General features: G+C 65.6%; 20 protein-coding genes and 1 pseudogene. 14 read left to right on the top strand and 7 right to left on the bottom strand.

Features of this window, described 5'->3' with window-relative positions; all coding sequences use genetic code 11:
* Positions 1-3: 3 nt before the first annotated feature.
* Positions 4-3,486 (bottom strand): annotated as a pseudogene (locus ABNS06_RS10710) (indolepyruvate ferredoxin oxidoreductase family protein); the annotation flags it as partial.
* 42 nt (positions 3,487-3,528) lie between these two features.
* Positions 3,529-3,993 carry a VOC family protein gene (locus tag ABNS06_RS10705; RefSeq protein ID WP_348674581.1) on the bottom strand — a complete coding sequence of 155 codons (465 nt, stop codon included), beginning with the start codon at positions 3,991-3,993 and terminating at the stop codon, positions 3,529-3,531.
* A 166-nt stretch (positions 3,994-4,159) separates the two neighbouring features.
* Here ABNS06_RS10705 and ABNS06_RS10700 point away from each other — a divergent pair, with 166 nt between their 5' ends.
* The 9 genes from ABNS06_RS10700 (at position 4,160) to ABNS06_RS10660 (ending at position 14,363) form a co-directional block, all read left to right on the top strand.
* Positions 4,160-5,431, top strand: a complete 1,272-nt coding sequence (locus ABNS06_RS10700; RefSeq protein WP_348674580.1) for an amidohydrolase family protein — start codon at positions 4,160-4,162, stop codon at positions 5,429-5,431.
* A 28-nt stretch (positions 5,432-5,459) separates the two neighbouring features.
* A complete protein-coding gene (locus tag ABNS06_RS10695; protein WP_348674578.1) occupies positions 5,460-6,872 on the top strand; it encodes an aromatic ring-hydroxylating dioxygenase subunit alpha in 1,413 nt (470 codons plus the stop codon).
* A gap of 153 nt (positions 6,873-7,025) precedes the next feature.
* Positions 7,026-7,337: a non-heme iron oxygenase ferredoxin subunit gene (locus ABNS06_RS10690; RefSeq protein WP_348674576.1), complete on the top strand. Its 312-nt coding sequence runs from the start codon at positions 7,026-7,028 to the stop codon at positions 7,335-7,337.
* Positions 7,334-8,521 carry an acyl-CoA dehydrogenase family protein gene (locus ABNS06_RS10685; RefSeq protein ID WP_348674574.1) on the top strand — a complete coding sequence of 396 codons (1,188 nt, stop codon included), beginning with the start codon at positions 7,334-7,336 and terminating at the stop codon, positions 8,519-8,521. The genes ABNS06_RS10690 and ABNS06_RS10685 overlap by 4 nt, the downstream gene beginning before the upstream one ends.
* Entirely contained in the window at positions 8,518-9,537 is a 1,020-nt protein-coding gene (locus ABNS06_RS10680; RefSeq protein WP_348674572.1) for an acyl-CoA dehydrogenase family protein, read from the top strand. The genes ABNS06_RS10685 and ABNS06_RS10680 overlap by 4 nt, the downstream gene beginning before the upstream one ends.
* Positions 9,538-9,561: 24 nt before the next feature.
* Entirely contained in the window at positions 9,562-10,278 is a 717-nt protein-coding gene (locus ABNS06_RS10675; protein ID WP_348674570.1) for a hypothetical protein, read from the top strand.
* A gap of 140 nt (positions 10,279-10,418) precedes the next feature.
* Positions 10,419-11,405: an MDR family oxidoreductase gene (locus ABNS06_RS10670; protein WP_348674569.1), complete on the top strand. Its 987-nt coding sequence runs from the start codon at positions 10,419-10,421 to the stop codon at positions 11,403-11,405.
* A 44-nt stretch (positions 11,406-11,449) separates the two neighbouring features.
* A complete protein-coding gene (locus ABNS06_RS10665; RefSeq protein WP_348674567.1) occupies positions 11,450-12,640 on the top strand; it encodes a MaoC family dehydratase N-terminal domain-containing protein in 1,191 nt (396 codons plus the stop codon).
* Positions 12,641-12,650: 10 nt separating this feature from the next.
* Positions 12,651-14,363, top strand: coding sequence for a class I adenylate-forming enzyme family protein (locus ABNS06_RS10660; RefSeq protein WP_348674566.1), 1,713 nt, complete (start codon positions 12,651-12,653; stop codon positions 14,361-14,363).
* A 16-nt stretch (positions 14,364-14,379) separates the two neighbouring features.
* Here the strand turns inward: ABNS06_RS10660 and ABNS06_RS10655 are convergent, their stop codons facing one another.
* From ABNS06_RS10655 to ABNS06_RS10635, 5 genes are all read right to left on the bottom strand, one after another.
* Positions 14,380-14,763: a DUF4345 family protein gene (locus tag ABNS06_RS10655; protein WP_348674564.1), complete on the bottom strand. Its 384-nt coding sequence runs from the start codon at positions 14,761-14,763 to the stop codon at positions 14,380-14,382.
* A gap of 9 nt (positions 14,764-14,772) precedes the next feature.
* Complete coding sequence (locus tag ABNS06_RS10650; protein WP_348674562.1) at positions 14,773-16,239, bottom strand: aldehyde dehydrogenase family protein; 1,467 nt, start codon at positions 16,237-16,239, stop codon at positions 14,773-14,775.
* Between the two features lie 62 nt (positions 16,240-16,301).
* On the bottom strand, positions 16,302-17,978 hold the full coding sequence (locus ABNS06_RS10645) for an FAD-binding protein (protein WP_348674560.1): 1,677 nt from the start codon (positions 17,976-17,978) through the stop codon (positions 16,302-16,304).
* A complete protein-coding gene (locus ABNS06_RS10640; RefSeq protein WP_348674558.1) occupies positions 17,975-18,715 on the bottom strand; it encodes an SDR family NAD(P)-dependent oxidoreductase in 741 nt (246 codons plus the stop codon). The genes ABNS06_RS10645 and ABNS06_RS10640 overlap by 4 nt, the downstream gene beginning before the upstream one ends.
* A gap of 24 nt (positions 18,716-18,739) precedes the next feature.
* Positions 18,740-19,507 (bottom strand): hypothetical protein, encoded by a 768-nt coding sequence (locus ABNS06_RS10635; RefSeq protein ID WP_348674556.1) that lies wholly within the window; start codon positions 19,505-19,507, stop codon positions 18,740-18,742.
* Between the two features lie 219 nt (positions 19,508-19,726).
* Here ABNS06_RS10635 and ABNS06_RS10630 point away from each other — a divergent pair, with 219 nt between their 5' ends.
* From ABNS06_RS10630 to ABNS06_RS10610, 5 genes are all read left to right on the top strand, one after another.
* On the top strand, positions 19,727-19,927 hold the full coding sequence (locus tag ABNS06_RS10630) for a ferredoxin (protein ID WP_348674554.1): 201 nt from the start codon (positions 19,727-19,729) through the stop codon (positions 19,925-19,927).
* A 71-nt stretch (positions 19,928-19,998) separates the two neighbouring features.
* Positions 19,999-20,397: an OB-fold domain-containing protein gene (locus ABNS06_RS10625; protein ID WP_348674552.1), complete on the top strand. Its 399-nt coding sequence runs from the start codon at positions 19,999-20,001 to the stop codon at positions 20,395-20,397.
* Between the two features lies 1 nt (position 20,398).
* A complete protein-coding gene (locus ABNS06_RS10620; RefSeq protein WP_348674550.1) occupies positions 20,399-21,553 on the top strand; it encodes a thiolase family protein in 1,155 nt (384 codons plus the stop codon).
* A gap of 4 nt (positions 21,554-21,557) precedes the next feature.
* Positions 21,558-22,277 carry a hypothetical protein gene (locus ABNS06_RS10615; RefSeq protein WP_348674549.1) on the top strand — a complete coding sequence of 240 codons (720 nt, stop codon included), beginning with the start codon at positions 21,558-21,560 and terminating at the stop codon, positions 22,275-22,277.
* 67 nt (positions 22,278-22,344) lie between these two features.
* The coding region (locus ABNS06_RS10610) for a hypothetical protein (protein ID WP_348674548.1) at positions 22,345-22,821 on the top strand (477 nt) is incomplete at its 3' end.

Here is a 22,821-nt window from a genome sequence, read left to right as displayed (position 1 = left end):
GTGTCAGGCCGCCTGCTCCGAGGCGTCTTCCCTCGCGCTGAATCGTTCCAGCAGGGCCCGCTCCCGTTCCCGGTAGTGTGTCACCGCATCCAGCTTCACCGGCCCGTAACCGGCGATGTGGCGGGCTTCCTCGGCGAGTTCGGTGGCGATGGCGAGGTTGCCCGCATCCAGCCGGTCGACGACAGAGCGGATCAGGGACCGGTACTCGACGATCAGCCGGCGTTCCATCCGTCGTTCGGCGAAATATCCGAGCGGGTCGAAGACCGTGCCGCGCAGGAACTTGAGCCGGCTGAGTAGACGGAAGGTAGTGAACATCCACGGTCCGAACATCCGTTTCTTCGGTCGGCCGGAGGCATCGACGCCAGGCAGCATTGGCGGCGCCAGGTGGAAGCTGATCCGGTAGTTGCCGGAGAACTGCTCGTCCAGCCGCTGCTTGAAGGTCGGGTCGGTGTAAAGCCGCGCGACTTCGTATTCGTCCTTGTAGGCCATCAGTCGCGCCAGGGTCAGCGCGACTTCGCGGACGAAACGGTCGCCGCCGTCCAGCGATTTCGCCGCGACTTCGGTGCGGATCGTTTCGACGAAGTCGCGATACGACGCGGCGTAGTTGTCGTTCTGGTAGGCCGTCAGCAGCCGGGTGCGGCTGCGCAGCACGTCGTCGACGGTATCCAGCGGAACCGTCGGTGTCTTGGGTGCGATCTCCCGCGCCAGCGCGTCGGGGTCATGGGCGGCGAGCCGGCCGAGATCGAAGGTGCGCAGGTTGCTGTCGGCGAAGCGGCCGTTGAGCCGGATCGCTTCCTGGATCGACGGAACCGACAGGGGCACCAGCCCTTTCTGCACCGCGTAGCCCAGCATCAGGATGTTGGTGCCGATGCTGTCGCCGGTCAGGTCGGTCGCGAGCTGGCTGGCGTTGAGTTCGGACAGCGGGCCCTCGCCGATGGCCTGTTGCACCGCGCGGCGCAGCCGTTCGTGACCCAGGTCCAGCGTCTTGTTGCGCTGGAACTCGCCGGTGGGCGCGACGTCGGTGTTGACGATGGCGGCCGTCCGGTCCGGTGCGACGGTCTTGAGCACCGGTGCGCCGGAACCGACGATGAGGTCACAGGCGATCAGCAGATCGGTCATGCCCTCGGACAGTCGGGAGGTGTAGATGCCTTTCGGGTCTGGGCCAATGCGGATGTGGCTGGTTACGGCGCCGCCTTTCTGCGCCATGCCGGTCATGTCGAGAATCGTCGCGCCCTTGCCGTCGACGCGGGCGGCCATGCCCAGCAGGGCGCCAATGGTCAGCACGCCGGTGCCGCCAATGCCCGATACCAGGATGTTGTAACCCTGTTCGCCCAGCGCCGGCTGTTCGGGTTCGGGCAGGGCGGCGATCAGCTGGTCCAGTCGCGTCGCGTCGCCGCTGGTGTGCACGGCGATGTCGGCGCCGGTGACGGTCACGAACGAGGGGCAGAAGCCCTTGAGGCAGCTGAAGTCCTTGTTGCAACTGGACTGGTCGATCTTCCGCTTGCGGCCGAATTCGGTTTCCAGCGGCGTCACGCTGAGGCAGTTGGATTGCACCGAACAGTCGCCGCAGCCTTCGCAGACATCCGGATTGATGAACACGCGTTGGTCCGGATCCTCCATCAGGCCGCGCTTGCGGCGGCGGCGTTTCTCCGCCGCGCAGGTCTGCTCGTAGACGATGGCGGTAACGCCGGCGGTTTCGCGCAGCTCGCGTTGCAGATGATCGAGATCGTCGCGATGGTGCACGGTTGCGTTGTTCGGCAGCGCCATGCCGGCGTATTGCTCGGGGTGATCGGAGACCAGGCGCACGGGGCGCACACCCTCGGACAGCAACTGGTTGACCATGTCCAGCGGCGTGATGCCCATCTCCACCGGCTGACCGCCGGTCATGGCGACGGCGTCGTTGTACAGCACCTTGTAGGTGATGTTGGCCTTGGCCGCGACGGCGGCGCGGATCGACAGGATGCCGGAGTGCGAATAGGTGCCGTCGCCCATGTTCTGGAACATGTGCGGGCGATCGACGAACTGGCTGACGGACAACCACGGCGAGCCTTCATGACCCATGGGCATGAATTGCATGGTGTCGCGGTCCATGACCACCGCGGCGAGGCCGTGGCAGCCAATCCCGCCCATGGCCATCGAACCCTCGGGCAGCTTGGTGCTGGTGTTGTGCGGGCAGCCGGAGCAGAAATAGGCGGGCCGGTTGGCGTCGCTGCCCAGTGTCAGCGCATGCGATTCCAGTTGTTCGAAATGCCGGTAGCGGGCCTCCAGCGCCTCGTCGCGGATGCCAATCTGGTCGAGCAGCGTCTTGATCGCGTGGCGTACGTCCGCGACGCGCAGTTCACCGGTGGACGGCAGCAGCGCGGCGCCGGACAGGTCGCGCTTGCCGGCGAGATCGGGGCGCCGGTTCGAGGCGATCGCGTACAGATGCCGGGCGATCTGATCCTCCATCACCGGCCGCTTTTCCTCGATCACCAGCACGGCCCGGCTGCCCGCGGCGAACGCGGCGAGGCGTTCGCCCTCCAGCGGCCAGATCATCGCCGGCTTGTACAGGCGGAGGCCGAGCCGGGCGCAGCGTTCGTCGTCCAGGCCCAGATCGGCCAGTGCCTGGCGCACGTCCAGGTAGGCCTTGCCGGCGGAAACGATGGCGAGATTGCGCTCGGGGCCATCGATGACCACGCGGTCGAAATCATTGACACGGGCAAAGGCCTGGGCCGCCGGCAACCGGTGGTTGACCAGCATGTCCTCTTCCACCAGCGGGGGCAGGTTGGGCTTGAGATTCAGGCCGCCCGGCGGCAGCGGAAAGTCGTCCGGCAGGACGTAGGGCCGGAAGGCGTCAGGCAGTTCCACGGTGGCCGACAGGTCCAGCGTGTCGGTGATGGTCTTGAGTCCGACGTAGCAGCCGCTGAATCGCGACAGCGCCCAGCCGAACAGTCCGAACTCGATGATCTCGGCGATCGTGGCTGGGTACAGCACCGGCAGCATCGCGGCGATCAGCGTGTGCTCGGACTGGTGGGCGCTGTCGGAGGACTTGCCGCCGTGATCGTCACCGGCCACGGCGAGAAAACCACCCGTGGCCGCGGCGCCCTCGAAGTTGCCCAGCTTCAGTGATTCGCAGGCGCGGTCGACGCCGATGCCCTTGCCGTACCAGAGGCCGAAGATGCCATCGAAGCGGGACTGGCCGAACCACTTCAGCTCCTGGGTGCCACGGATCGCGCTGACCGCGAGTTCCTCGTTCAGTCCGGGGGTGAAGCGAATGTCGTGGGCATCCAGGTGCTTCTGCGCACTCCACAATGCGGCGTCGTAGATGCCCAGTGGCGAGCCGCGATAACCCGAGATATAGCCGGCCGTGGTCAGCCCGGCGGCACGGTCGCGGCGGCTTTGATCCAGTGGCAGGCGCACCAGCGCCTGGTTGGAATTCATGAACACGCGTCCGCCGGTCTGCGTGTACTTGTCGTCGAGCGTGACGGCGGATTTGGTCATGAGGGCATCAGGGCCAGAGGGAGTGTGCCGGCCTGCGACCGGTGCGGTTCAGCGCAGCGCGGACAGCGGAAAATCGCAGGCCTCCTGCGTCTGCTGGATTTCGATCAGGTTGCCCTCGGGGTCACGCCCGTAGATGGTCTTGACGTGCCCGACGTCGATCGGCCCAGGCTGGCTGAAGGTCATGCCCAGCCCCTTGAGTCGTTCGTACTCGTCCTCGATATCGGTCACATCCACGCAGAAGTGGGTGTAGCCCTTGTCGTTGGGGTCCAGCCCCTTGGTGACCTTGGGCTCGGGCAGGCTGTACTGGAACAGTTCCATGTAGCAGGTGCCACAGCGCAGCATCGCCCCGCGTGCGGCGGAGCCCGGTACGTCGACGATCTTGTCGATGAATTCGTTGTCTTCCCAGGCGAACGCGTCGCCCACCAACTCGAATCCGAACGCGTCCTTGTAAAACGCCATCATCCGGTCGAGGTCGTGGACGTGAACCGCGACGTGGTGGATGCCTCTGATCATGGGTTCTGGCTCCGTTTGTCTCCCGACACGCAGTCTACTGACTGGTTTTCGGGCGCGGAGGCGCTTGTCAGGAGCAGGCAACAACGGCTGCGTGACGGGTCATTTGACCTATATAAGTCAAGGGCATACTCATCGGCAGAGCTGCGCGAGCGAGGAGAAATTGCCGATGAGCAAGACGCTGATAGCAGGCGCGAGAATCTGGGATGCGACCGGCAAGCCGCCGTATGCCGGTGATGTGCTGATCGAGGGTGACCGCATCGTCGCCGTGTCCGACCAGACGGGACAGCTGCCGCGAACCGATTGCGAGGTCATCGACGCCAACGGCGCCACCCTGATGCCCGGCATGACCGAGGGTCATGCCCATCTGTCCTTCGAGGCGGTCAATTCCACCGAGGATCTGATCGCGCCGCCCCCCGAGGAACACACGTTGCTGACGGCCCGGGTGGCCAAGTCGCTGCTGGACGCCGGTTTCACCAGTGCCTACGGCGCCTCCGAGGCCAAGCTGCGTCTGGGCGTGGCGGTGCGCAACGAGGTCGACGCCGGTCGCCTCCCGGGGCCGCGTATCCGCGCCGGTTCGCTGGAGATTTCCGTCACCGGCGCGATGGGCGACGAAAGCCGCCTGCACAATCCGCGCAACGGCCCGTCCATCATCGTCGACGGCCCCGAGGAAATGCGGAAGGCCGTGCGACTCTGCTGTCGCGAAGGTTGCGACAACATCAAGCTCGACGTGTCGGGCGATCCGTTCTATCCGAACACGCCGGGGCACACCACGCCGATGACCTTCGAGGAGGTCAAGATGGCGGTGGACACGGCGCATGCCTACGGGCGCAAGGTCAATGCCCACACGCGGTCGATCGAGGGCAGCAAGATGTGCCTGCGTGCCGGAGTGGACGTGCTGTTCCATGTCGAGTATTCCGACGAGGAATTGCTGGAGCTGTTCGAGGGGGCGAAGGACCGCGTGTTCGTGTCGCCCACCGTCAGCCTGTTTCACACCATCGTCAACAACGAAGCCGCGCCGGCCGGGCTCACCGCCGAGGTTGGCGGGTTCATGGGCATCCCGGGCTTGCTGGAGGAATCCTGCAAGACCCATACGGCGCTGCGTGAGCGCGGCATCCGCCATCTCATCGGCGGCGACTACGGCTTCAGCTGGAGCCCGAACGGCACCAACGCCCGTGATCTGAAGTTCTTCGTCGACTACTACGGCTACAGCCCGGCGGATGCGTTGGCCTGCGCCACCCGCAACGGCGGGTTGGTAATGCGCAGCCAGGGCGACCTGGGAACGATTGGCGAGGGCATGCTCGCCGACCTGCTGCTGGTGGACGGCGATCCGCTGAAGGACATCGAAATCATGACCGACCACAGCCGCCTGCGCCTGATCATGAAGGGCGGCGAGGTCTACAAGAACACCATCGAGCCCCGCGCCGCGCTGGCCGCGTGAGCCTCGACGAGCCATTCAGGAGACAGCCATGAACGACGTAGACGCTCCCATCAAACTGGACGATGTGCTCAAGCGCGGCGGTGCCCGCTGCCCGGGCGCGCCGACGACGCAGGAGATCATCGCGGACGACACGGTACCGGCCCCGGCCTGGGTACGGTCGGAGTCCTACGAGTTTCTCGGTGACGAGGACATCTCCACCGATCGTTACACCGACCCGGCCTTCGCCAAGCGGGAATTCGACACGCTGTGGACCAAGACCTGGCAGTTCGCCTGCCGCGAGGAACACATCCCGGAGGTCGGTGACTACCACGTCTACGACCTGGGTCGTTACTCCTTCATCATCACCCGCGTTGGCGAGGACGACATCCGCGCCTACTACAACGCCTGCCTGCATCGTGGCACCAAGCTGCGTGCCTCCGGCACCGAGGGCAGCGCCTGCGAGTTCAAGTGCAGTTTCCACGGCTGGACCTGGAACCTGGACGGCACGCACAAGAGCTCAACCTGCGACTGGGATTTTCCCCATGTCGATTCGGAGAAATTCTCGCTGCCGCAGGCGCGGGTGGCCACGCTGGGCGGTTTCGTGTTCATCAACATGGATCCGGAGGCGCCCTCGCTGGAGGACTATCTCGGTCCCGAGGCGCTGTCGCATATCAAGGCGTGGAAGCTGGAAAACCGCTACATCACGTTGCATGTGTCCAAGCGTTTGCCGGCGAACTGGAAGCTGACCATGGAGGCCTTCATGGAGGCCTATCACGTCATCGACACGCACCCACAGGTGGCGCCGTCCAACGGTGATGCCAACTCCCAGTACGATTTCTATGGCGATCATGTCGATCGCTTCATCTCGACGCTGGGGGTGGTCAGCCCGCATCTGTACGGCGAGATCAGCGAACAGGACATCGTCGATCAGTTCACCCTGGGCGACAGCTCCGCGATGGGCGACACCAAGATCAAGCTGGAGGATGGCGAGAAGGCTCGAGGCGCGGTCGCCAAGATCTTCCGCAACATGTTCGAGCAGGCCGCCAACGCTGACCTGTCACACGTGTCCGATTCCGAGCTGCTGGACTGCTTCTCCTACACGGTATTCCCCAACACCTTCCTGTTCCCCGGCATTTCGCTGCCGATGGTGTACCGGTTCCGGCCGGACCCGACGGACCATCGCAAGAGCCTGTACGAGGTGTTCTTCCTGCGCCCTGTTCCGCGTGAAGGTGAGCGTCCGGAGCCGGCCGAACCGATCCATCTGGGCGATGACCAGTCGTTCACCGAAGCCGAGGGCATGGACCCCGGCTTTGGTCAGATTCTCGACCAGGACACGGACAACCTGCGCCTGCAGCAGGAAGGCATCGAGGCCAGCGCCAAGAAGAGCATCACGCTGGGCAACTACCAGGAAATCCGCGTGCGGCACTTCGAGAACGCGGTCGACAAGTACGTTGCGGGGTAGCTCCGTTCGACACCGAGTTTGGCAAGCGGCCGGCATTGTCCGGCCGCTTGTTCGTTCATCCCCCCATCCGGATCGTTCCGACAACCGGGTCGGGTGGCGCACCGCGCGTGACGTGAGCCGTTCGCGGATGGCCCTGGTACAAGGACGCATTGCATGACCGACACATTCTCTCCCGTGCTCAAGCTCGCGGACCTGCCGCCGGGGAGCAAGAAGGTCGTCAAGCTGGACGGCAAGCCCGTGCTGCTGTGCAACTACAAGGACCGGATCTTCGCCGTGTCCAACATCTGCTCGCATCAGTACAAGCTGCTGCACGGTGGACGTGTCCGTCACGGCAAGATCACCTGCCCGGTTCATGGCGCCCGGTTCGATCTGGCCACCGGCGAGGCGCTGGACCTGCCGGCCACCGAACCCATCGAGACTTATGATGTGCGTGTGGAGGGTGACGACATCGAGGTGAGTCTGTGAGCGAGCAGTTGCGGACCGAGGTGCGGTCCTGGCTTGAGAACAACGTGCCCGCCGGCTGGCGAGAGGCCATGACCGGCTGCGATCAGGACGCGTTCGTCGCCGCTCAGCGGGACTGGTTCTTCAAACTGGTCGAGGCCGGTTACGCGACGCCCCACTGGCCCGAGCGCTGGCCCGGCGGCGGTCGCTCGCTGGCCGAACAGAAGATCATCTACGAGGAGGTTGCCCGCGCCGACGCGCCACGGCTGATCCTGTACTTCGTCGCGCTGTACCACGCCGCCTGCACGCTGATGGAATGCGGTAGCGCCGATCAGCAGCAGCGCTTCCTGCCCGGCATTCTCAAGGGGGATGTCTGGTGCCAGGGTTTTTCCGAGCCGAACGCCGGGTCCGATCTCGCGTCACTGCGTACCCGGGCCGAACGCCGGGGCGATGTTTACGTGATCAACGGCCAGAAGACCTGGTCGACGATGGCGCAGTATGCGGATCGCTGCCTGCTGCTGGCCCGGACCAGCAGCGACGGGCGACCGCAGGCCGGCATCACCTATTTCCTGATGGACATGCGCAGCAAGGGCGTGTCGGTTCGGCCGATCTCGCAGATCACCGGCGATGACGAGTTCGCGGAAATCTTCCTCGACGATGTGGAGATTCCGGTCGAGGATCGCGTCGGCGAGGAGGGCCAGGGCTGGGCGGTGGCGCAGGCGACGCTGGCCTCCGAGCGCGGTCTGACCCTGGTCGAGCTGACCCAGCGCATGCGCCACTCGCTGGGACGCATCGGCGAAGTGATGCGGGCCAGGGGCTGCGCCGACGATCCGGTGCTGCGCGCCGCCTTTGGCCGGCTGATCCCGCAGGTGCATGCGGCCTGCGCGCTGGCGGATGGCTACCTGCAGAAGCGGATTTCCGGCGAGGAGGTCGTCGGCGACGCGTCCATCGTCAAGCTGTACTACGCACGCACCTTGCGCGAGTTCGTGCGTCTGGGTCAGCAGATCAGCGGACTGGACGGCCAGACCATGGAGGAATTCACCCGCGGCGGCAGTCAGGAGACCGGCAACTGGGCCGTGGACTTCATGAACTCCTACAACTGGTCCATCGCCGGAGGCAGCGACGAGATTCAGCGCAACATCATCGCCGAGCGAATGTTGCAGATGCCGCGCGAACCCCGGGACTGGCGTTGGCAGAAAGGCGCATGAGCGAGCTACTCACCGAACTGACCGACTCGACCCGCAGCGTGCTGGATTCGCTGGGTCCGGGCACCGCCGAGGAGACGATCTGGACCCAGGTCGTCGATCTGGGCTGGCTGCTGGCCGGCGTGCCCGAATCGCTGGACGGGCTGGGCCTGGGTCCTGCGGCCGTCTGCGTGATTCAGCAGGAACTGGGACGCAGCCTGTCCGCCGCACGGTATCCGGCGGCGACGCTGGTCATCGATGCACTGGTCGCGGCCGGAGAATCGCCGCTGCTGGAGCGCCTGCCGCTGTTGCTGACGGAAGCGCTCGCGACCGCGCCGCTGGTCCCGCCGGACATCGAGATCAGCGACGATGGAAGGCTTTCGGGCACGGTCCGGGCGGTCTGGTCCGTCGACCGGGCCAGCGACATTCTGGTCTGGACAAATTCAGATGTTTTGCTGGTGCCGACCTCGGCCGGAGCGCTGAAGGCGCGGCCGACCTGGGACGAAACACGCCGGTTGTTCGATATCACGTTCACTGACGTGAACATCGATTCGGGGTGGCGGCTGGCGCAGGGCGCGGCGGCCGAAACCCTGGTTTGCCGCATCGAGACACTGCGCGATTTCCTGCTTGCGGCGGACGCGATCGGCGGCGCGACGGCGGCGCTGGAGAGCACGGTGAACTACCTGACCGAGCGCAAGCAGTTCGGGCGCCCGCTGGCGCTGTTTCAGGCGCTCAAGCACCGCTGCGCCGACCTCAAGGCGCATATCGCCGCGGCCGAGGCATTGTTCGCCGACACGCTGAATCAGGCGGAGTCGGGCTTTGGTCAGCCGCAGGCGGCGCTGCTGGCACGCGAGGCGAAACTGTTGGCCACCGCCGCGTACACCGAAGCGGCCGAGGAGGCCGTTCAGCTCCATGGCGGCATCGGCATGACGGCCGAACATCCCTGTCATCTGTACCTCAAGCGGGCACAGCTCAACGAACATCTGGGCCGTCGAAGGGTCTCAGATGAACTGGAGCTGGCAACATGTCAATTCAGCTAGTCTTGAGGGCTGACGGAGACCCATATGTCCGGACAAAATAAATTATTTGGTGCTGGAGTGATCGCCGGGCTGCTGCTGTCCAGCAGCGCCATCGCCATGGCTGACAGCCAGACGTTCTCGATATCCGAACCCGAGGGCGGCGCGCAGACCCATGTGGGCGAGCTGCGCATCGACGAGGACGAGGGCCTGACCGTGCGCGAGATGGTGTTCCGGAACATGGACGGTGATGTCGTCCAGACCGAGCGCGTCGTCTACGACCCGAACACGCTGCGCATCACCGAGTACAGCAAGGTCAACACGCCGGTCGGTCTGGAGGAGTACATCGAGTCCGGCGACGAGCAGTTCACGATGCGCCGCCGGGCCAAGGCCTCCAAGGACTTCGAGGAAGATCGCTTCGACTGGTCGGCCAACGAATTCCACCCCGCGGTGCTGGATGCGCTCACGCGTACGCACTGGGAAGAGATCCGGGACGGCGGTTACGAGTTCGAGATGTTCGTGGGGCAGCTCGGCAAGAGCCTGGACATGGAACTGGTCCACGACGGCGAGCAGACGCTGGACGGCGAGCGGGTCTCGATCATCAAGCTGCAGCCCACGTCCTGGGTGATGCGCAAGCTGATGCCGGACAACGCCTACTACTACCGGACCGAGCCGGAACCCAGGCTGGTCCGCTACGTCGGGCCGAGTCACTTCCCGGCAACGGAACAGGTCGATATCCGTTACGCGCAGACCGCCGAGCATTGAGCATCGCGGCGCATGCGCCAATTGTCGACGGGGTCGCGGCGGTTGCCGGGATGCCGTCGTCACCACGGCACTAAGGTTTTCTCATCTCGCCGGCCGTCGATGCCGGCGAGGACATTTCGCAGACAACAAGGGGCGAGAGCATGTTTTCTGCAATCCTGATCGACAAGAATGACGAAGGACAGTCCGTCGAGCTGACACAGGTCGACGAGTCGCAGTTGCCGGAGGGTGACGTCGCCATCGACGTCGCCTACTCGACGCTGAATTTCAAGGACGGACTGGCGATCACCGGGAGCTCTCCCGTGGTTCGGCGCTTTCCGATGGTGCCGGGGATTGATCTGGTCGGCACCGTGACCGACAGCAGCCACGGTGACTACAAGGCCGGCGACACCGTCGTGCTCAACGGCTGGGGTGTCGGCGAAACCCACTGGGGCGGGCTGGCGCAGAAGTCCAGGCTCAAGGGCGACTGGCTGGTGCCGCTGCCGGCCGCGTTCGAACCGCGCCAGGCGATGGCCATCGGCACGGCCGGCTACACGGCCGCGCTTTGCGTGGACGCGCTGGTCAACTTTGGCGTCACGCCGGATCAGGGCGAGGTGCTGGTCACCGGCGCCACCGGTGGTGTGGGCAGTGTCGCGGTGGCCTTGCTGGCCAAGGCCGGTTTCACCGTCGTCGCGGCCACTGGCAAGGCGTCGGAAGGCGACTACCTCAAGCAGCTGGGCGCCACCGACATCATCGATCGCGCCGAACTGTCCGAAAAGGGCAAGCCGTTCCAGAAGGAACGCTGGGCCGGTGTCGTCGATTCAGTCGGCAGCCACACGCTGGCCAACGCGCTGGCGCAAACCAAGTACTGCGGCGCGATCGCCTGCTGCGGTCTGGCGCAGGGTCCGGATCTGCCGGCCACGGTCATGCCTTTCATCCTGCGCGGCGTGTCGCTGCTGGGTGTCGACAGCGTGATGGCGCCCAAGGCGCGTCGCCTGAAGGCCTGGGAGCGGCTCGCCCGTGACCTGGATGCCGCCGCACTGGATCTGATCGCCGCCGATGAAATCGGTCTGGGTGACGCCATTGCCAAGGCTCAGGACCTGATGGCCGGCAAGGTGCGTGGCCGCGTGGTAGTCAACGTCAACAAATAAGGCCGGTCCGATCGCAGGCCGGTGACAACAAGAGGGGAAACGTGATGTCCGATGCAGCAGTGGACGACAAGGTCGAACTTGATCTCAGCGATCTGGACAAGTGGGTTGGCAAGCCGGTCGTGTTCGCCGAGTTGTGGGACCCCTGCAACGCCACCGACATCCGTCGTTGGGTCATGGCGATGGACTACGCGAATCCCATCCACTGGGACGAGGAGTTTGCTCGCAACTCCAGGTTCGGCGGCATTGTCGCGCCGCAGTCCTTCGCCGTGGCCATGGACTATGGTCATGGCTGTCATCCGGCCTGCGTCGGCAAGATTCCTGGCTCGCACCTGATCTTCGGCGGCGAGGAGTGGTGGTTTTACGGCGCGCCGGTCCGTCCCGGAGACAAGCTGTTCCAGAAGCGTCGCTTCGACGGTTACGACGTCAAGGACACCAGCTTCGCCGGTCCCACGGTGTTCACCCGCGGTGACACCGAGCATCGCAACCAGAATGGTGTGCTGGTGGCGCGGGAGCGCGCGACGGCGATTCGCTACCTGCGCGAGGAGGCGAACAAGCGGGCTGTCTACGGCAAGGAGAAGGCCTCGCCCAAACGCTGGGACAAGGATGAACTGGCCGAGATTCACAAGCTCCGCTACGAGTGGATTCTGTCCAATCGCGAGGGTCATTCGCCCGCCTACGGTGACGTGAAGGTCGGCGACAAGCTGCCGCGTCGCGTCATCGGCCCGCATACGATCACCACCTTCGTGACCGAGTACCGCGCCTTCCGTCAGAACATCTGGGGCACCTGGCGCTGGAACGTGCCGGAGGATGCCTACGATCCGGCCAAGGAAGACGCCGGCTTCGCCGAGGACATGACCTACGATCACGACGCCCGCAAGATCGACCCGCGGATGGGCGACGGGCTCTACCACGGTCCGTCCAGTGGTCACCTGAATCTGGAGAAGGCCTCCAACATCGGCATGGGTGGCATGTACGGCTACGGTGCGTCGATGAACGCCTGGCATGTCGACTATGTCGCCTACTGGGCCGGCCACAACGGCTTCGTCTGGCATTCGAAGACGCAGTTCCGCAGCCCGGCCTTCGAGGGTGATGTCACTTATGTCGACGGCGAGATCGTGGAGAAGATCGACAAGTCGCCGTTCGGCGTGCCGGTGGTCCGCGTGCAGGTGGCGATGACGACGCAGACCGGCGAGGTCATCCTCAAGGGCACCGCCGACGTCGAGCTGCCTTACTGACGCCCGCGCCATGCAGGCAACGGAATTGTCCATCGTCCGCGGCATCCCGCTGGAGGACGAGCCAGGCCAGGGCGCGCTGACCATCCCCGGCTATCTGCGGGAGGTCACCGGGCGATACGCCGACCGCGAGGCCGTGGTGATGCACGGCCCGGACGGCGTCGTACGGTGGACGTATCGGGAGCTGTGGGAGCAGTCCCTGGCCGTGGCGAAGGCGCTGATCGCCGCCGGTGTTGGCAAGGACAGCCGCGTCGGCATCCTGATGGTCAACCGCCCGGAATATCTGGCCGCGTTGTTCGGCACAGCCATGGCCGGCGGTTGTTCGGTGGCGCTGAGCACCTTCTCGACGACCGACGAGCTGAAGCATCTGCTGACGGTGTCGAACATCTCGGTGCTGCTGTTCGATCGTCAGGTGCTGAAAAAGGATTTCGCCGCGATGCTCCGGGAGCTGGAGCCGGCGATCGCCGACGCGGCGCCGGGCGCGCTGCGGTCGACCAGCTTTCCCTATCTCGAACGGCTGGTCGAACTGCGCCCGGCGACGCATGCCGGTGAACATTCACCGCCGCCGACCGGCGCGATCGAGACCTGGGAGGCCTTTGTCCCGACCGGGGCGGACGTGCCGACCGCGCTGGTCGAGGCCCGGGCCGACAGCGTGTCGCCGGGCGACATCGGCGGGTTGTTCTTTTCGTCCGGCACGACCAGCCTGCCCAAGGGCATTCTGCATGCGCAGCGGGCATTCACCATCCAGTGGTGGCGCTGGCCGCGAGTGCTTTGCGTGCGCGAACCCGCGCGTAGCTGGACCGGAAACGGTTTCTTCTGGTCGGGCAACGTGACGATGATCGTCGGCACCGCGTTGTCCACCGGCGGCGCGGTGATTCTGCAGGCGACCTTCGAGGCGGAATCCGCATTGCGGCTGATGGAGGCCGAACGGGTGACGCTGGTCAACGGCCGGCCGCATCAATGGGCCCGGTTGCAGGCCGCGCCGAACTGGGCGGAGACCGACCTGTCCAGCCTGCGCTACATCACCAAGGGCGAGCTGATGATGGAGCACCCGACGGTGGACAGCGACTGGCAGCTCCCCAATTCCTACGGCAACACCGAGACGATGACGATCAGCACGTCGTTCGATTCGGACACACCCGCCGAACGCTACGCCGGCAGCTTTGGCGGTGCGCTGCCGGGCAATCTGATGAAGATCGTCGATCCGCGCACCGGCGCGCCAATGCCCGTTGGTGAGCGCGGCGAGTTGTGCATCAAGGGCCCGACGATGATGCTGGGCTACCTGGGCAAGACCGTGGAGGAAACCTTTGACGACGAGGGCTACTTCCGCACCGGAGACGGTGGCTACGTCGACGCCGAAGGTCGGCTGTTCTGGGAAGGCCGCCTCAACGACATCATCAAGACCGGCGGCGCCAATGTCTCCCCGGAGGAGGTCGACACGGTGATCGCGACCTATCCCGGCGTGAAGCGCGCGCAGACCGTCGGCGTGCCGCATCCCACGCTCAGCGAGATGGTCGTGTCCTGCATCGTGCCGGTGGACGGCGAGACGCTGGACGAGGCGGCGGTGGTCGCTTATCTCAAGGAACGCCTGGCCAGCTTCAAGGTGCCGCGCAAGGTGCTGTTCTTCGCCGAGGAGGACTTCGCGCTGACCGGCAACGAGAAGGTCAAGACCGCGGAGTTGCGCAATGCCGCCGTGGCCCGGCTCGGCGAGCTGACGGCGGCCTGATCGCCTCGGCGTCGATTCAGGCGGTTTGCGCCACCCTTCGCAGGGCGGCGAGTGACAGCAGCAGCGTGACCCATTCGAAGCCCAGCGCGCCCAGCGTGTAGGCACTCCAGTCGCCGGATACGACGGCGGTGCCCAGCCGGGCGATGCCCAGGCCTCCCAATGCGACCACCTGCACCAGCAGGGCCTGGTCCATGCGGATGACGCGCAGGCCGCCGAGCAGGGCCGACAAGCCGATGGCGGTCTGCACGCCGCCGTACATCGCACGCAGCTCCGTGATCGCCATCGTGCCGGATGCCTGAACGCCGGAGATGCCGGCCAGCGCTTCCGGAAACAGCAGGCAGTAGACGCCGAATGGCGTCCAGCCCGCGGCCATGACCAAGAGGAAGATGCGTGGAAACATCGCGGGCGCTCAGGAGGCGCGGATGCCGATGGCCTTGATCTCGGTGAACTCCTCGATGCCCTCGCGACCCCATTCGCGGCCCATGCCGCTTTGCTTGTAGCCGCCGAACGGCAGGTCGCCGGTGATGCTCATGCCGCCGTTGACGCTCAGCGCGCCGGCCCGGATGCGCTTGACCACGCCCAGGGCACGCTGCGTGTCACCGAACACCGCTCCACCCAGCCCGTAGATGCTGTCGTTGGCGATGCGCACCGCGTCGTCGTCGTCCTCGTAGGGAATCACGACCAGCACCGGCCCGAAGATTTCCTCCTGGGCGATGCGCATGTCGTTGCTGACGTCGACAAAGCAGGTCGGTTCGACAAAATAGCCGTCGCCCATGTCGGGACGGGCCTTGCCGCCGGCGAGCAGCCGGGCGCCTTCCTGCTGACCGATCTCGATGTAGTTCAGCACCCGGTCCATCTGCCGTTTGGAGATCAGCGGACCCATCATGCAGGTCGGTTCATCGAAATGGCCCCACTTGTCGGCGAAGCCGGCGTAGGCCATCTGCAAGGCCTGCACCGCTTCCTCGTAGCGGCTTCTGGGCACCAGCAGCCGGGTCGGATAGGCGCAACCCTGGCCGGCGTGGAACACGACCATGGAGCCCATGACCACGCGGGCGAACTCGGGGGCGTCGTCCAGCACGATGTAGGCCGACTTGCCGCCCAGTTCCAGGAACACGCGCTTGAGGGTCGGCGCGCCGTTTTCCATGATCAGCTTGCCCACCGCGGTGGAGCCGGTGAAGGAAATCAGGTCGACGCGCTCGTCGCGGGTCAGCATTTCGCCGGCCATGGCCGCATGGCGTGACGTGACGACGTTGAACACGCCGGGCGGGAAACCGGCCTCCGCCGCCAGCTCGCCCATGATCGCGCCCATCAGCGGCGTGTCCGGCGCCGGCTTCAGCACCACGGTGCAGCCGGCGAGCAGGGCGGCGATCACCTTGCCGACGTTGACGTAAAGCGGCACGTTCCAGGGCGTGATCGCGCCGACGACGCCAACCGCCTCACGCAGCACCAGGCGTTTGGTGTCGAAGCCGTATTCGTTCTTGACGCCGCGATCCTCGGACCAGGTGACGTCGGAGAAACAGTTCAGCAAATCATTCATGCCGTTGAGGGCACCGTCGATCTGCGCCCGTGCCGCGGCACCGATCGCCGCGCCGGCCTCCAGTCGTGCGATCTGGACCAGCTTGTCGCGGTTGGCGACCATCAGGTCACGGTACGTCTTGAGCAGTTCCAGCCGCGCGGCCGGGTCCTGCGACCAGTCGGTGTCATCAAAGGCGGTACGCGCCGCCTGGATCGCCAGATCCACATCCTCGGCGGTGGCATCGGCGGCCTGGCCCACGACCTTGCCGGTCCATGGATTGATGTTGTCGTAGGTCGCGTGGCCGCCAGCGGGGCGGACGTCGCCGTTGATGTAGAGCTTGCCCTCGGGAAGCGTGTCCATGTCTGAATCCTCTGTCGTTTGGCGGCTGCGTCGCCGGTGATTCGGGGTCGCCTGGCAGGCGATCAGGTGGTGTTTTTCAGAGCGTGTCGTGCCGCGACATAACCCCAGGTCATGGAGGGGCCGATGCTGCCGCCCGGGCCGGGTTCGACGGCTCCCATGACCGAGGCCGTCGAGGTGCCCGTCGCGTAGAGCCCGTTGATGACCGAGCCATCGCCGCGGAGCACCCGCGCGCTGGCATCGGTGACGAGGCCGCCGAAGGTGCCGACGTCGCCCGGGTAGAACGGCACCGCGAAGAACGGTCTCTGCTCGAGGCTGCCCAGCGTTTTCGACGGGTCGTGGAGCGGATCGCCAACCCATTGATCGTAGGGCGCGTCACCGCGCTGGAAGTCGTCGTCATGCCCCTGGCGGACGAAGCCGTTGAAGCGGTCCACCGTGGCGTTCAGCGTGGCCGGTTCCATGTCACAGGCCGTGGCCAGTTCGTCCAGGGTCTCGCCCTGGACCAGGAATTTCTGGTCAAACCACTCCGGCGGCTTCTTGGGTCCGGGCATGCTGCCGGCCAGCATGTATTTGCCCAGGTACTGGCTGTCGAAGACCATCCAGCTCGGCACGGCAGGCACGTCGCGGTCGCGTTCCACCATCAGGCGGGTGAACTCCACATGCGAGCAGGACTCGCGGGCGTAGCGGGTGCCGGTCTGGTCGACCACGATCGCGTGCGGCTTGCACATGTCGTTCTGCAGGCCCGGCTTGATCGCGGTCACGTCAACGCCGGGTGGCATGGCACTGGGCATGCCCAGGCGGTCCGCCATCTGCGCAAGCGCTCCGCCGATGCGGGCGCCTTCCTCGATCATCTCGCCGGTATCGTTGAGCTGAACGCTGGACCAGTCGGCCTGGATGCCGGGCATGTGCTTGTCCAGCAGAGCCTGATTGCGGGAAACCCCGCCGGCATTGATCAGCACGCCCAGCCCGGCGCCGATGCGGCGGTCGCCCGAGGCGGTGGCGACGACCACGCCGCTGACGCGGTCGTCTTCAACGATCAGTTCCCGGACCGGGGTGTTGAGTCGGATGTCGGCGCCGGCCTTGAGCGCGGCGTTCAGCATCTGGCCTTGCAGGGCGTGGCCGGCTGTCGCGCGCTTGCGGCCGGTGAACTTGTCGACGATGACGCGCCAGAGGATGCGCAGCAGCACGCCCTTGGCGGCCCAGCTGCGCTTGAGCAGCGGCAGCTGCATGGCCTCGTCCAGATTGGCGGGCAGGGGCAGAAAGCCGGGACGCAGCTTGTCCATCCATTCGCCGAGCTGCTTGATATCGAACAGCGTCGACACCACGGCCCGGCCCGGCACCGAGGCGCCCGGCGCATCGTAGTAGTCCGGCCAGGACGGAATACGTCGGAACGCCAGGCCGTGATCGACCAGAAAGTCGAGCAGTTGGGGCGACTGTTCGACGTAGGCCTTGCGTCGTTCGGCGCTGGCGCCCGGGCGGTCGTCATGATCGCCGACCACGGCGTCCAGATAGGCGATCGCCTGGTCGGTGCCATCGGGAATCCCGTCCTCCCGCATGAAGCGGTTGTTCGGAATCCACATGACGCCGCCGGAGGTGGCGGTGGTGCCGCCGACCAGGTCGGATTTTTCCAGGATCAGCACCCGCTTGCCGGCGTCGCGCAGTACCAGCGCGGCGGCCATCGAGCCGGCGCCGCTGCCGACGATGATGAAGTCGACCTGCTCGTCCATGGCCCCGGTACTCATGCCGGCCGGCGTGCGCCGATGTGCATCGTGCCGACCTGCACGTCGGGCGGCAGGTCCAGCAGGTTGCGGAACACGTCGGTCACCGAGTTGTAGTGCGAGATCGGACGTTCGCGCAGGTTCAGGCCCACGGCCATGGTGGCCTGCATGAAGCGTCCGGCGACGCCCGGGTCGATGTCCCAGGTCTTGCCTTCCTCGTACATCTGGCCGGCGCGGACATTGGTGACGCGGATGCCGTCGGGCTCCAGTTCGTGGCGCAGTCCCTCGCCGAAGCGTTCCAGCCCGGCCTTGGCGGCGGCATAGATGTTGAGCATCGGGAACGTCATGCCCACCGACTCGCTGCTCACGTTGATGATGTGTCCGCCGGCGTTCAGCAGCCCGATGGCGGCGCGGGCGCAGAAGATCGCGCCGGACAGGTTGGTGTTGACGATGTTCAGAATCTGTTCGTCAGCCGCTTCCGCGACCGTGAATGGCTCGTAGATCGCGGCATTGTTGATCAGGTCGTCGATGCGACCATGCCGTTCGGCGATGAGCGCGAAGGCCGCGTTGACCGATTCCGGTGAAGCGACATCGCAGCCGATCGCCATGGCCGCCTCGCCCAGTTCCTCCGCGACCGCCTCGACCTTGGCGGCCGTGCGGCCCAGCAGCACGACCTGTTCGCCATCGGCGACGAAGCGTCGCGCCAGCGCGCGGCCCAGTCCGACGCCTGCGCCGGTGATCACGATGACTCTTGATGACACGGAATCCCTCCTGCTGGTCGGCCTTCAGTCCTGCGGCGGGTAAACCGACAAATCGCCGGCATAGGCGATGCCGCCCGGCCAGAAGTCGGAGCCGCTGACCTTCCTGAAGTAGTGCACGGTGCGGGCGAACGAGCCCGCCTGTTCCTTGCGCGGCTGCATCGCCACGCCACTGGGACTGACGCCGCGGGCGCGGGCGCTGAAATCCCGGAGCGTGAACATGAGGTCGTCGCTCTGCTGCGCGCAGAGAATCAGCTGGTCGCCCGGGCAGTAGTGCTTCGGCGCGATCTGATGCTCCGACAGCTCGCCGCGCTTCATGCCGACATGGCCCGGCACGTTGATCACCTCGTTGCTGTGCACGTCCTCGTACCACTGCTGGTACTCGTCGTAGCGACCGATCACGTAGTTGCCGAGGATCAGGCTGATCCCGGAGAACGGCTGGGTGTCGTCCCAGTTCGGGCTCATTTTCCAGTCGGTGAACAGGCGATAGGTGTAGAGCCGCTCGGTGGTGTCGTCAGCGGTCAGTCCGGTGTCGCGGGCCTCGGCGATCAGCGGTCCCAGCGCCGGCACGTCGATCGCCGGGTCGGGCAGGTCGAAGTCGTAGACGCTCATGAACCGCCAGGGCTGCGGGATGTCCGGCATGATCTGCTCGGGCGTGACCTCGTAGCGGTCGGCTCCCCTGAAGCCACGCAGCCGCGAGAGCCCGTCGCGATGCGGGCCATCGAACCACTGCGCGTAGGCGTCATCCTGGCCCGCCGTCACGTTGTGCAGGTGAATGGTCGTATAGAGCGCCACGGGCGTTTCGTCTCCTCGTCCCGTTGTCGTTTTCGGCTGCTTGGAACAGCCTGTTGGACGTTTATAGTCACCATTGTTGACTAGTGCGTCAAGCAACGGGTTCGCGCCCTTTAATGAACACCACTGTTGTATGGCAGTGCGAGATATGCGATAAACGAGCCCAGGCTGGTACTCAGATCCAGCCGCTGAAAAATTCGGCTTCAAACACCGGAGTGAGACATGAAAATCCGAATTGAAAAGGCTGCCTGCGTGGGCAATGCGCGCTGCGCGGCGGTGTCAGCCGAACTGTTCCCGTTGGACGAAGATGGCTACATCGCGGTGGAGGAGATCGATGTGCCGGGCGGCGAGGAGAAACTCGCCCGACGCGGTGCGCGAGCCTGCCCCGAACGCATCATCACCATCGTCGAGGACGACGACTGATCCGATCCACCCGAAAGCCTGTGCGCATGGCGCAGGTCGCATCGTATCCGCGCCGGGAGGCCTAGCTCCGCATGACCCGCCCCGTTCCCAAGCTGGATGCCGTCAACCGCCCGTTCTGGACGGGTGGAGCCGACGGTGAACTGCGCCTGATGCGTTGTCAGGACTGCAAGGAATTCATTCATCCGCCGCGACCGGTGTGCCGGCATTGCCTGTCCGACCGGGTGGCGCCGGAAGCCGTGGCCGGGACCGGTGTGGTCGATACCTTCACCGTGAACTACCAGCCCTGGGCGCCGAACATGGAGGTTCCCTTCGTGATCGCCCGCGTGACCATCGACGGTGCGCCCGGCGTGTACCTGACGACCAACATCATCGGCTGCGAGCCCGATGCCGTGGACATCGGCGACAAGGTTCGCGTGAGCTTCGAGCAGCAGGGCGAGATTCACTACCCGCTGTTCGAGAAGGTGGATTGAGATGGCCGAAGCCTATATCACCGGCATCGGTCAGTCGGAGGTTGGCGTCCGGCTGGAACGCCATCCGCTGCTGCTGACGCTGGACGCGGTCCGCGAGGCGCTGGACGAGGCCGGGCTGAGCATCGACCAGATCGACGGCGTGTCGACCTATCCTGGTCGCGTACCGGTTTTTCTCGGCTTTTCGCCGGTGGGTGCGGACGAGTTGATCGACGCCCTGGGCATCCGGGCGACCTGGCATGCGGGCGGCGGCGAGATCTCCTCGCAGCTCGGCGCGGTCGTCGCCGCGGCCATGGCGGTGAAGACCGGCGCGGCGCGCCATGTGCTGTGTTTTCGGACCGTGTACGAGGCCGCGGCACTGTCCCGGCCGGATGAATACCCGCCGATGCGCAAGAAGACGGTGGACGGCAATTCGCAGTGGTTCGCGCCCTTCAATGCGATGTCGCCGGCGAACTGGACGGCGCAGTACGCCATGCGCCACGTGAAGCGCTATGGCCTGACCCGTGAGCAACTGGCGCAGATCGCGCTCAACGACCGTGCCAACGGGGTACGCAACCCCCGTGCGTTGGTGCGCAAGCCGTTGACCCTGGACGAATACATGTCCGCGCGCATGGTCTCCACGCCACTTTGTCTCTACGACTGCGATCGCTTCACCGACGCGTCCACCGTGCTGATCGTCTCGGCCGGCGACGCCGTGGACGAGGTGACCTGCACGCCGATCCGCATCGCGGCCTTCGCCGGCACGGTGGAACGCCACAGCTGGGATCAGGCCGAGTGGATGTCCTGCTACCCGACTGGCGAGGACCTCTGGAAGCAGACCGACTACACGCCCGCCGATGTGGATACCGTGCAGTTCTACGACGGGTTCAGCTTTCAGGCCATCACCTGGCTGGAAGGGCTCGGGTTCTGTGAACGCGGCGAGGGCGGCCGCTTCATCGAGGGCGGCCACCGCATCGCCCTGGATGGCGAGTTGCCGATGAACACCGGGGGTGGACAGATCGCGGGAGGCCGGCTTCATGGTTTCGGCTTCGCGCACGAGGCGGTGACTCAGCTACGCGGTCTGGGCGGCGAACGACAGGTTTCGAACAATCCCAGGGTTGCCGTGGCGACCTCCGGCGGCGGGCCGCTGGCCACCGCGTTGCTGCTGGCAAACGACTGAGCCCATGGCTGCCGTGGATGACAGGCCGGGATTCCGCCGCCGCTTCCGCGTCGAGCCGGAGCCCGGCTGCGTGCGTACCGCGGTGGAAGATGACTACCACTGCATGGCGGTGACCGTGCATCACGCCGGCGGCGTTGCCCATCAGGTGAACGCGGAGATGATCCGCGCGCCGTGGACGACCTGCCCGGGCGCGGTCGACGCCCTGCAACAGGCCTTCGCCGGTGTGCCACTCGCGGACTTCGCCCGGCATGGCGACAAGACCACGCACTGCACGCATCTCTACGACTTGGCCGTGCTCGGCGCAGCCCATGCCTTCGACGACAGGCCGGTGGTTTACGACATTCTGGTGTCCGATCCCGGGGACGATGGCGCCCGCCACGCGGAAATCCGTCGTGACGGCGAAGCCTTGCTCGCCTGGAGCGAGGCGGGGTTTCACATCCGCACGCCCGAGGACATCGCCGGCACCCGCCTGGACAAGCTTGGACGCTGGATCGACGCGCAGGAGCCGTCGCTGCGTGAGCCGGCGCGGCTGCTGCGCTGGGGCAACATGATCGCGCATGGCCGGACCCGGCCGATGGAGCAGCAGTCCGATGCCTCCAGGATGCCGCCGACCTGTTTCACCTTTCAGCCCGATCGCGCCCGGCGCGCCCGACGCGTCGGCGAGATCCGGGATTTCACCCGGATTGCGGCTCAGCCGCTCGAAGAACCCCGGTACGCCCCGTGAGCGGCCCGGGAACACAATCACTTTGCGGTTTTCCGATCCAAGCCGCGTAGCGTAGAAGGAGAGACCCATGAAGATGAATGACATGGTGATCATCAGCGTCGACGATCACATCAGCGAGCCGCCGGACATGTTCAAGCAACACCTGTCTGGCGAAGACCTCGCCACCGCACCGACCCTGATGACAACCGAAAGCGGCACCAACTACTGGGAATACCAGGGCATGAAAATGCCATCGGTGGGGCTGAACGCCGTTGTCGGGCGCCCGCCGGAGGAATACGGCATGGAGCCGACCTCCTTCGATCAGCTCCGCAAGGGCGTTTACGATCACAGCGCCCGGGTCGACGACATGAATGTCAATGGCATCGCCGCGTCGCTGAACTTCGGCAGCTTCCCCGGTTTTGACGGCGGGCGTTTCCACAAGGCACCCGACAAGGCGCTGGCGCTCAAGCACATGCGCGCCTACAACGACTGGCACATCGACGAGTGGTGCGGATCGCACCCGGGTCGCTTCATTCCCTGCGCGTTGCTGCCGACCTGGGACATG

Source organism: uncultured Abyssibacter sp., assembly GCF_964000955.1.
Taxonomy (GTDB): Bacteria; Pseudomonadota; Gammaproteobacteria; order Nevskiales; family OUC007; genus Abyssibacter.
The sequence above is the reverse complement of the archived record's forward strand: the minus strand, read 5'-3'. Positions and strand labels throughout refer to the sequence as shown.

Coding starts and splice junctions, on each gene's coding strand:
- ABNS06_RS10705 (WP_348674581.1), bottom strand. CDS start 3,993: ATGATCAGAGGCATCCACCACGTCGCGGTTCACGTCCACGACCTCGAC.
- ABNS06_RS10700 (WP_348674580.1), top strand. CDS start 4,160: ATGAGCAAGACGCTGATAGCAGGCGCGAGAATCTGGGATGCGACCGGC.
- ABNS06_RS10695 (WP_348674578.1), top strand. CDS start 5,460: ATGAACGACGTAGACGCTCCCATCAAACTGGACGATGTGCTCAAGCGC.
- ABNS06_RS10690 (WP_348674576.1), top strand. CDS start 7,026: ATGACCGACACATTCTCTCCCGTGCTCAAGCTCGCGGACCTGCCGCCG.
- ABNS06_RS10680 (WP_348674572.1), top strand. CDS start 8,518: ATGAGCGAGCTACTCACCGAACTGACCGACTCGACCCGCAGCGTGCTG.
- ABNS06_RS10675 (WP_348674570.1), top strand. CDS start 9,562: ATGTCCGGACAAAATAAATTATTTGGTGCTGGAGTGATCGCCGGGCTG.
- ABNS06_RS10670 (WP_348674569.1), top strand. CDS start 10,419: ATGTTTTCTGCAATCCTGATCGACAAGAATGACGAAGGACAGTCCGTC.
- ABNS06_RS10665 (WP_348674567.1), top strand. CDS start 11,450: ATGTCCGATGCAGCAGTGGACGACAAGGTCGAACTTGATCTCAGCGAT.
- ABNS06_RS10660 (WP_348674566.1), top strand. CDS start 12,651: ATGCAGGCAACGGAATTGTCCATCGTCCGCGGCATCCCGCTGGAGGAC.
- ABNS06_RS10655 (WP_348674564.1), bottom strand. CDS start 14,763: ATGTTTCCACGCATCTTCCTCTTGGTCATGGCCGCGGGCTGGACGCCA.
- ABNS06_RS10650 (WP_348674562.1), bottom strand. CDS start 16,239: ATGGACACGCTTCCCGAGGGCAAGCTCTACATCAACGGCGACGTCCGC.
- ABNS06_RS10645 (WP_348674560.1), bottom strand. CDS start 17,978: ATGAGTACCGGGGCCATGGACGAGCAGGTCGACTTCATCATCGTCGGC.
- ABNS06_RS10630 (WP_348674554.1), top strand. CDS start 19,727: ATGAAAATCCGAATTGAAAAGGCTGCCTGCGTGGGCAATGCGCGCTGC.
- ABNS06_RS10625 (WP_348674552.1), top strand. CDS start 19,999: ATGACCCGCCCCGTTCCCAAGCTGGATGCCGTCAACCGCCCGTTCTGG.
- ABNS06_RS10620 (WP_348674550.1), top strand. CDS start 20,399: ATGGCCGAAGCCTATATCACCGGCATCGGTCAGTCGGAGGTTGGCGTC.
- ABNS06_RS10615 (WP_348674549.1), top strand. CDS start 21,558: ATGGCTGCCGTGGATGACAGGCCGGGATTCCGCCGCCGCTTCCGCGTC.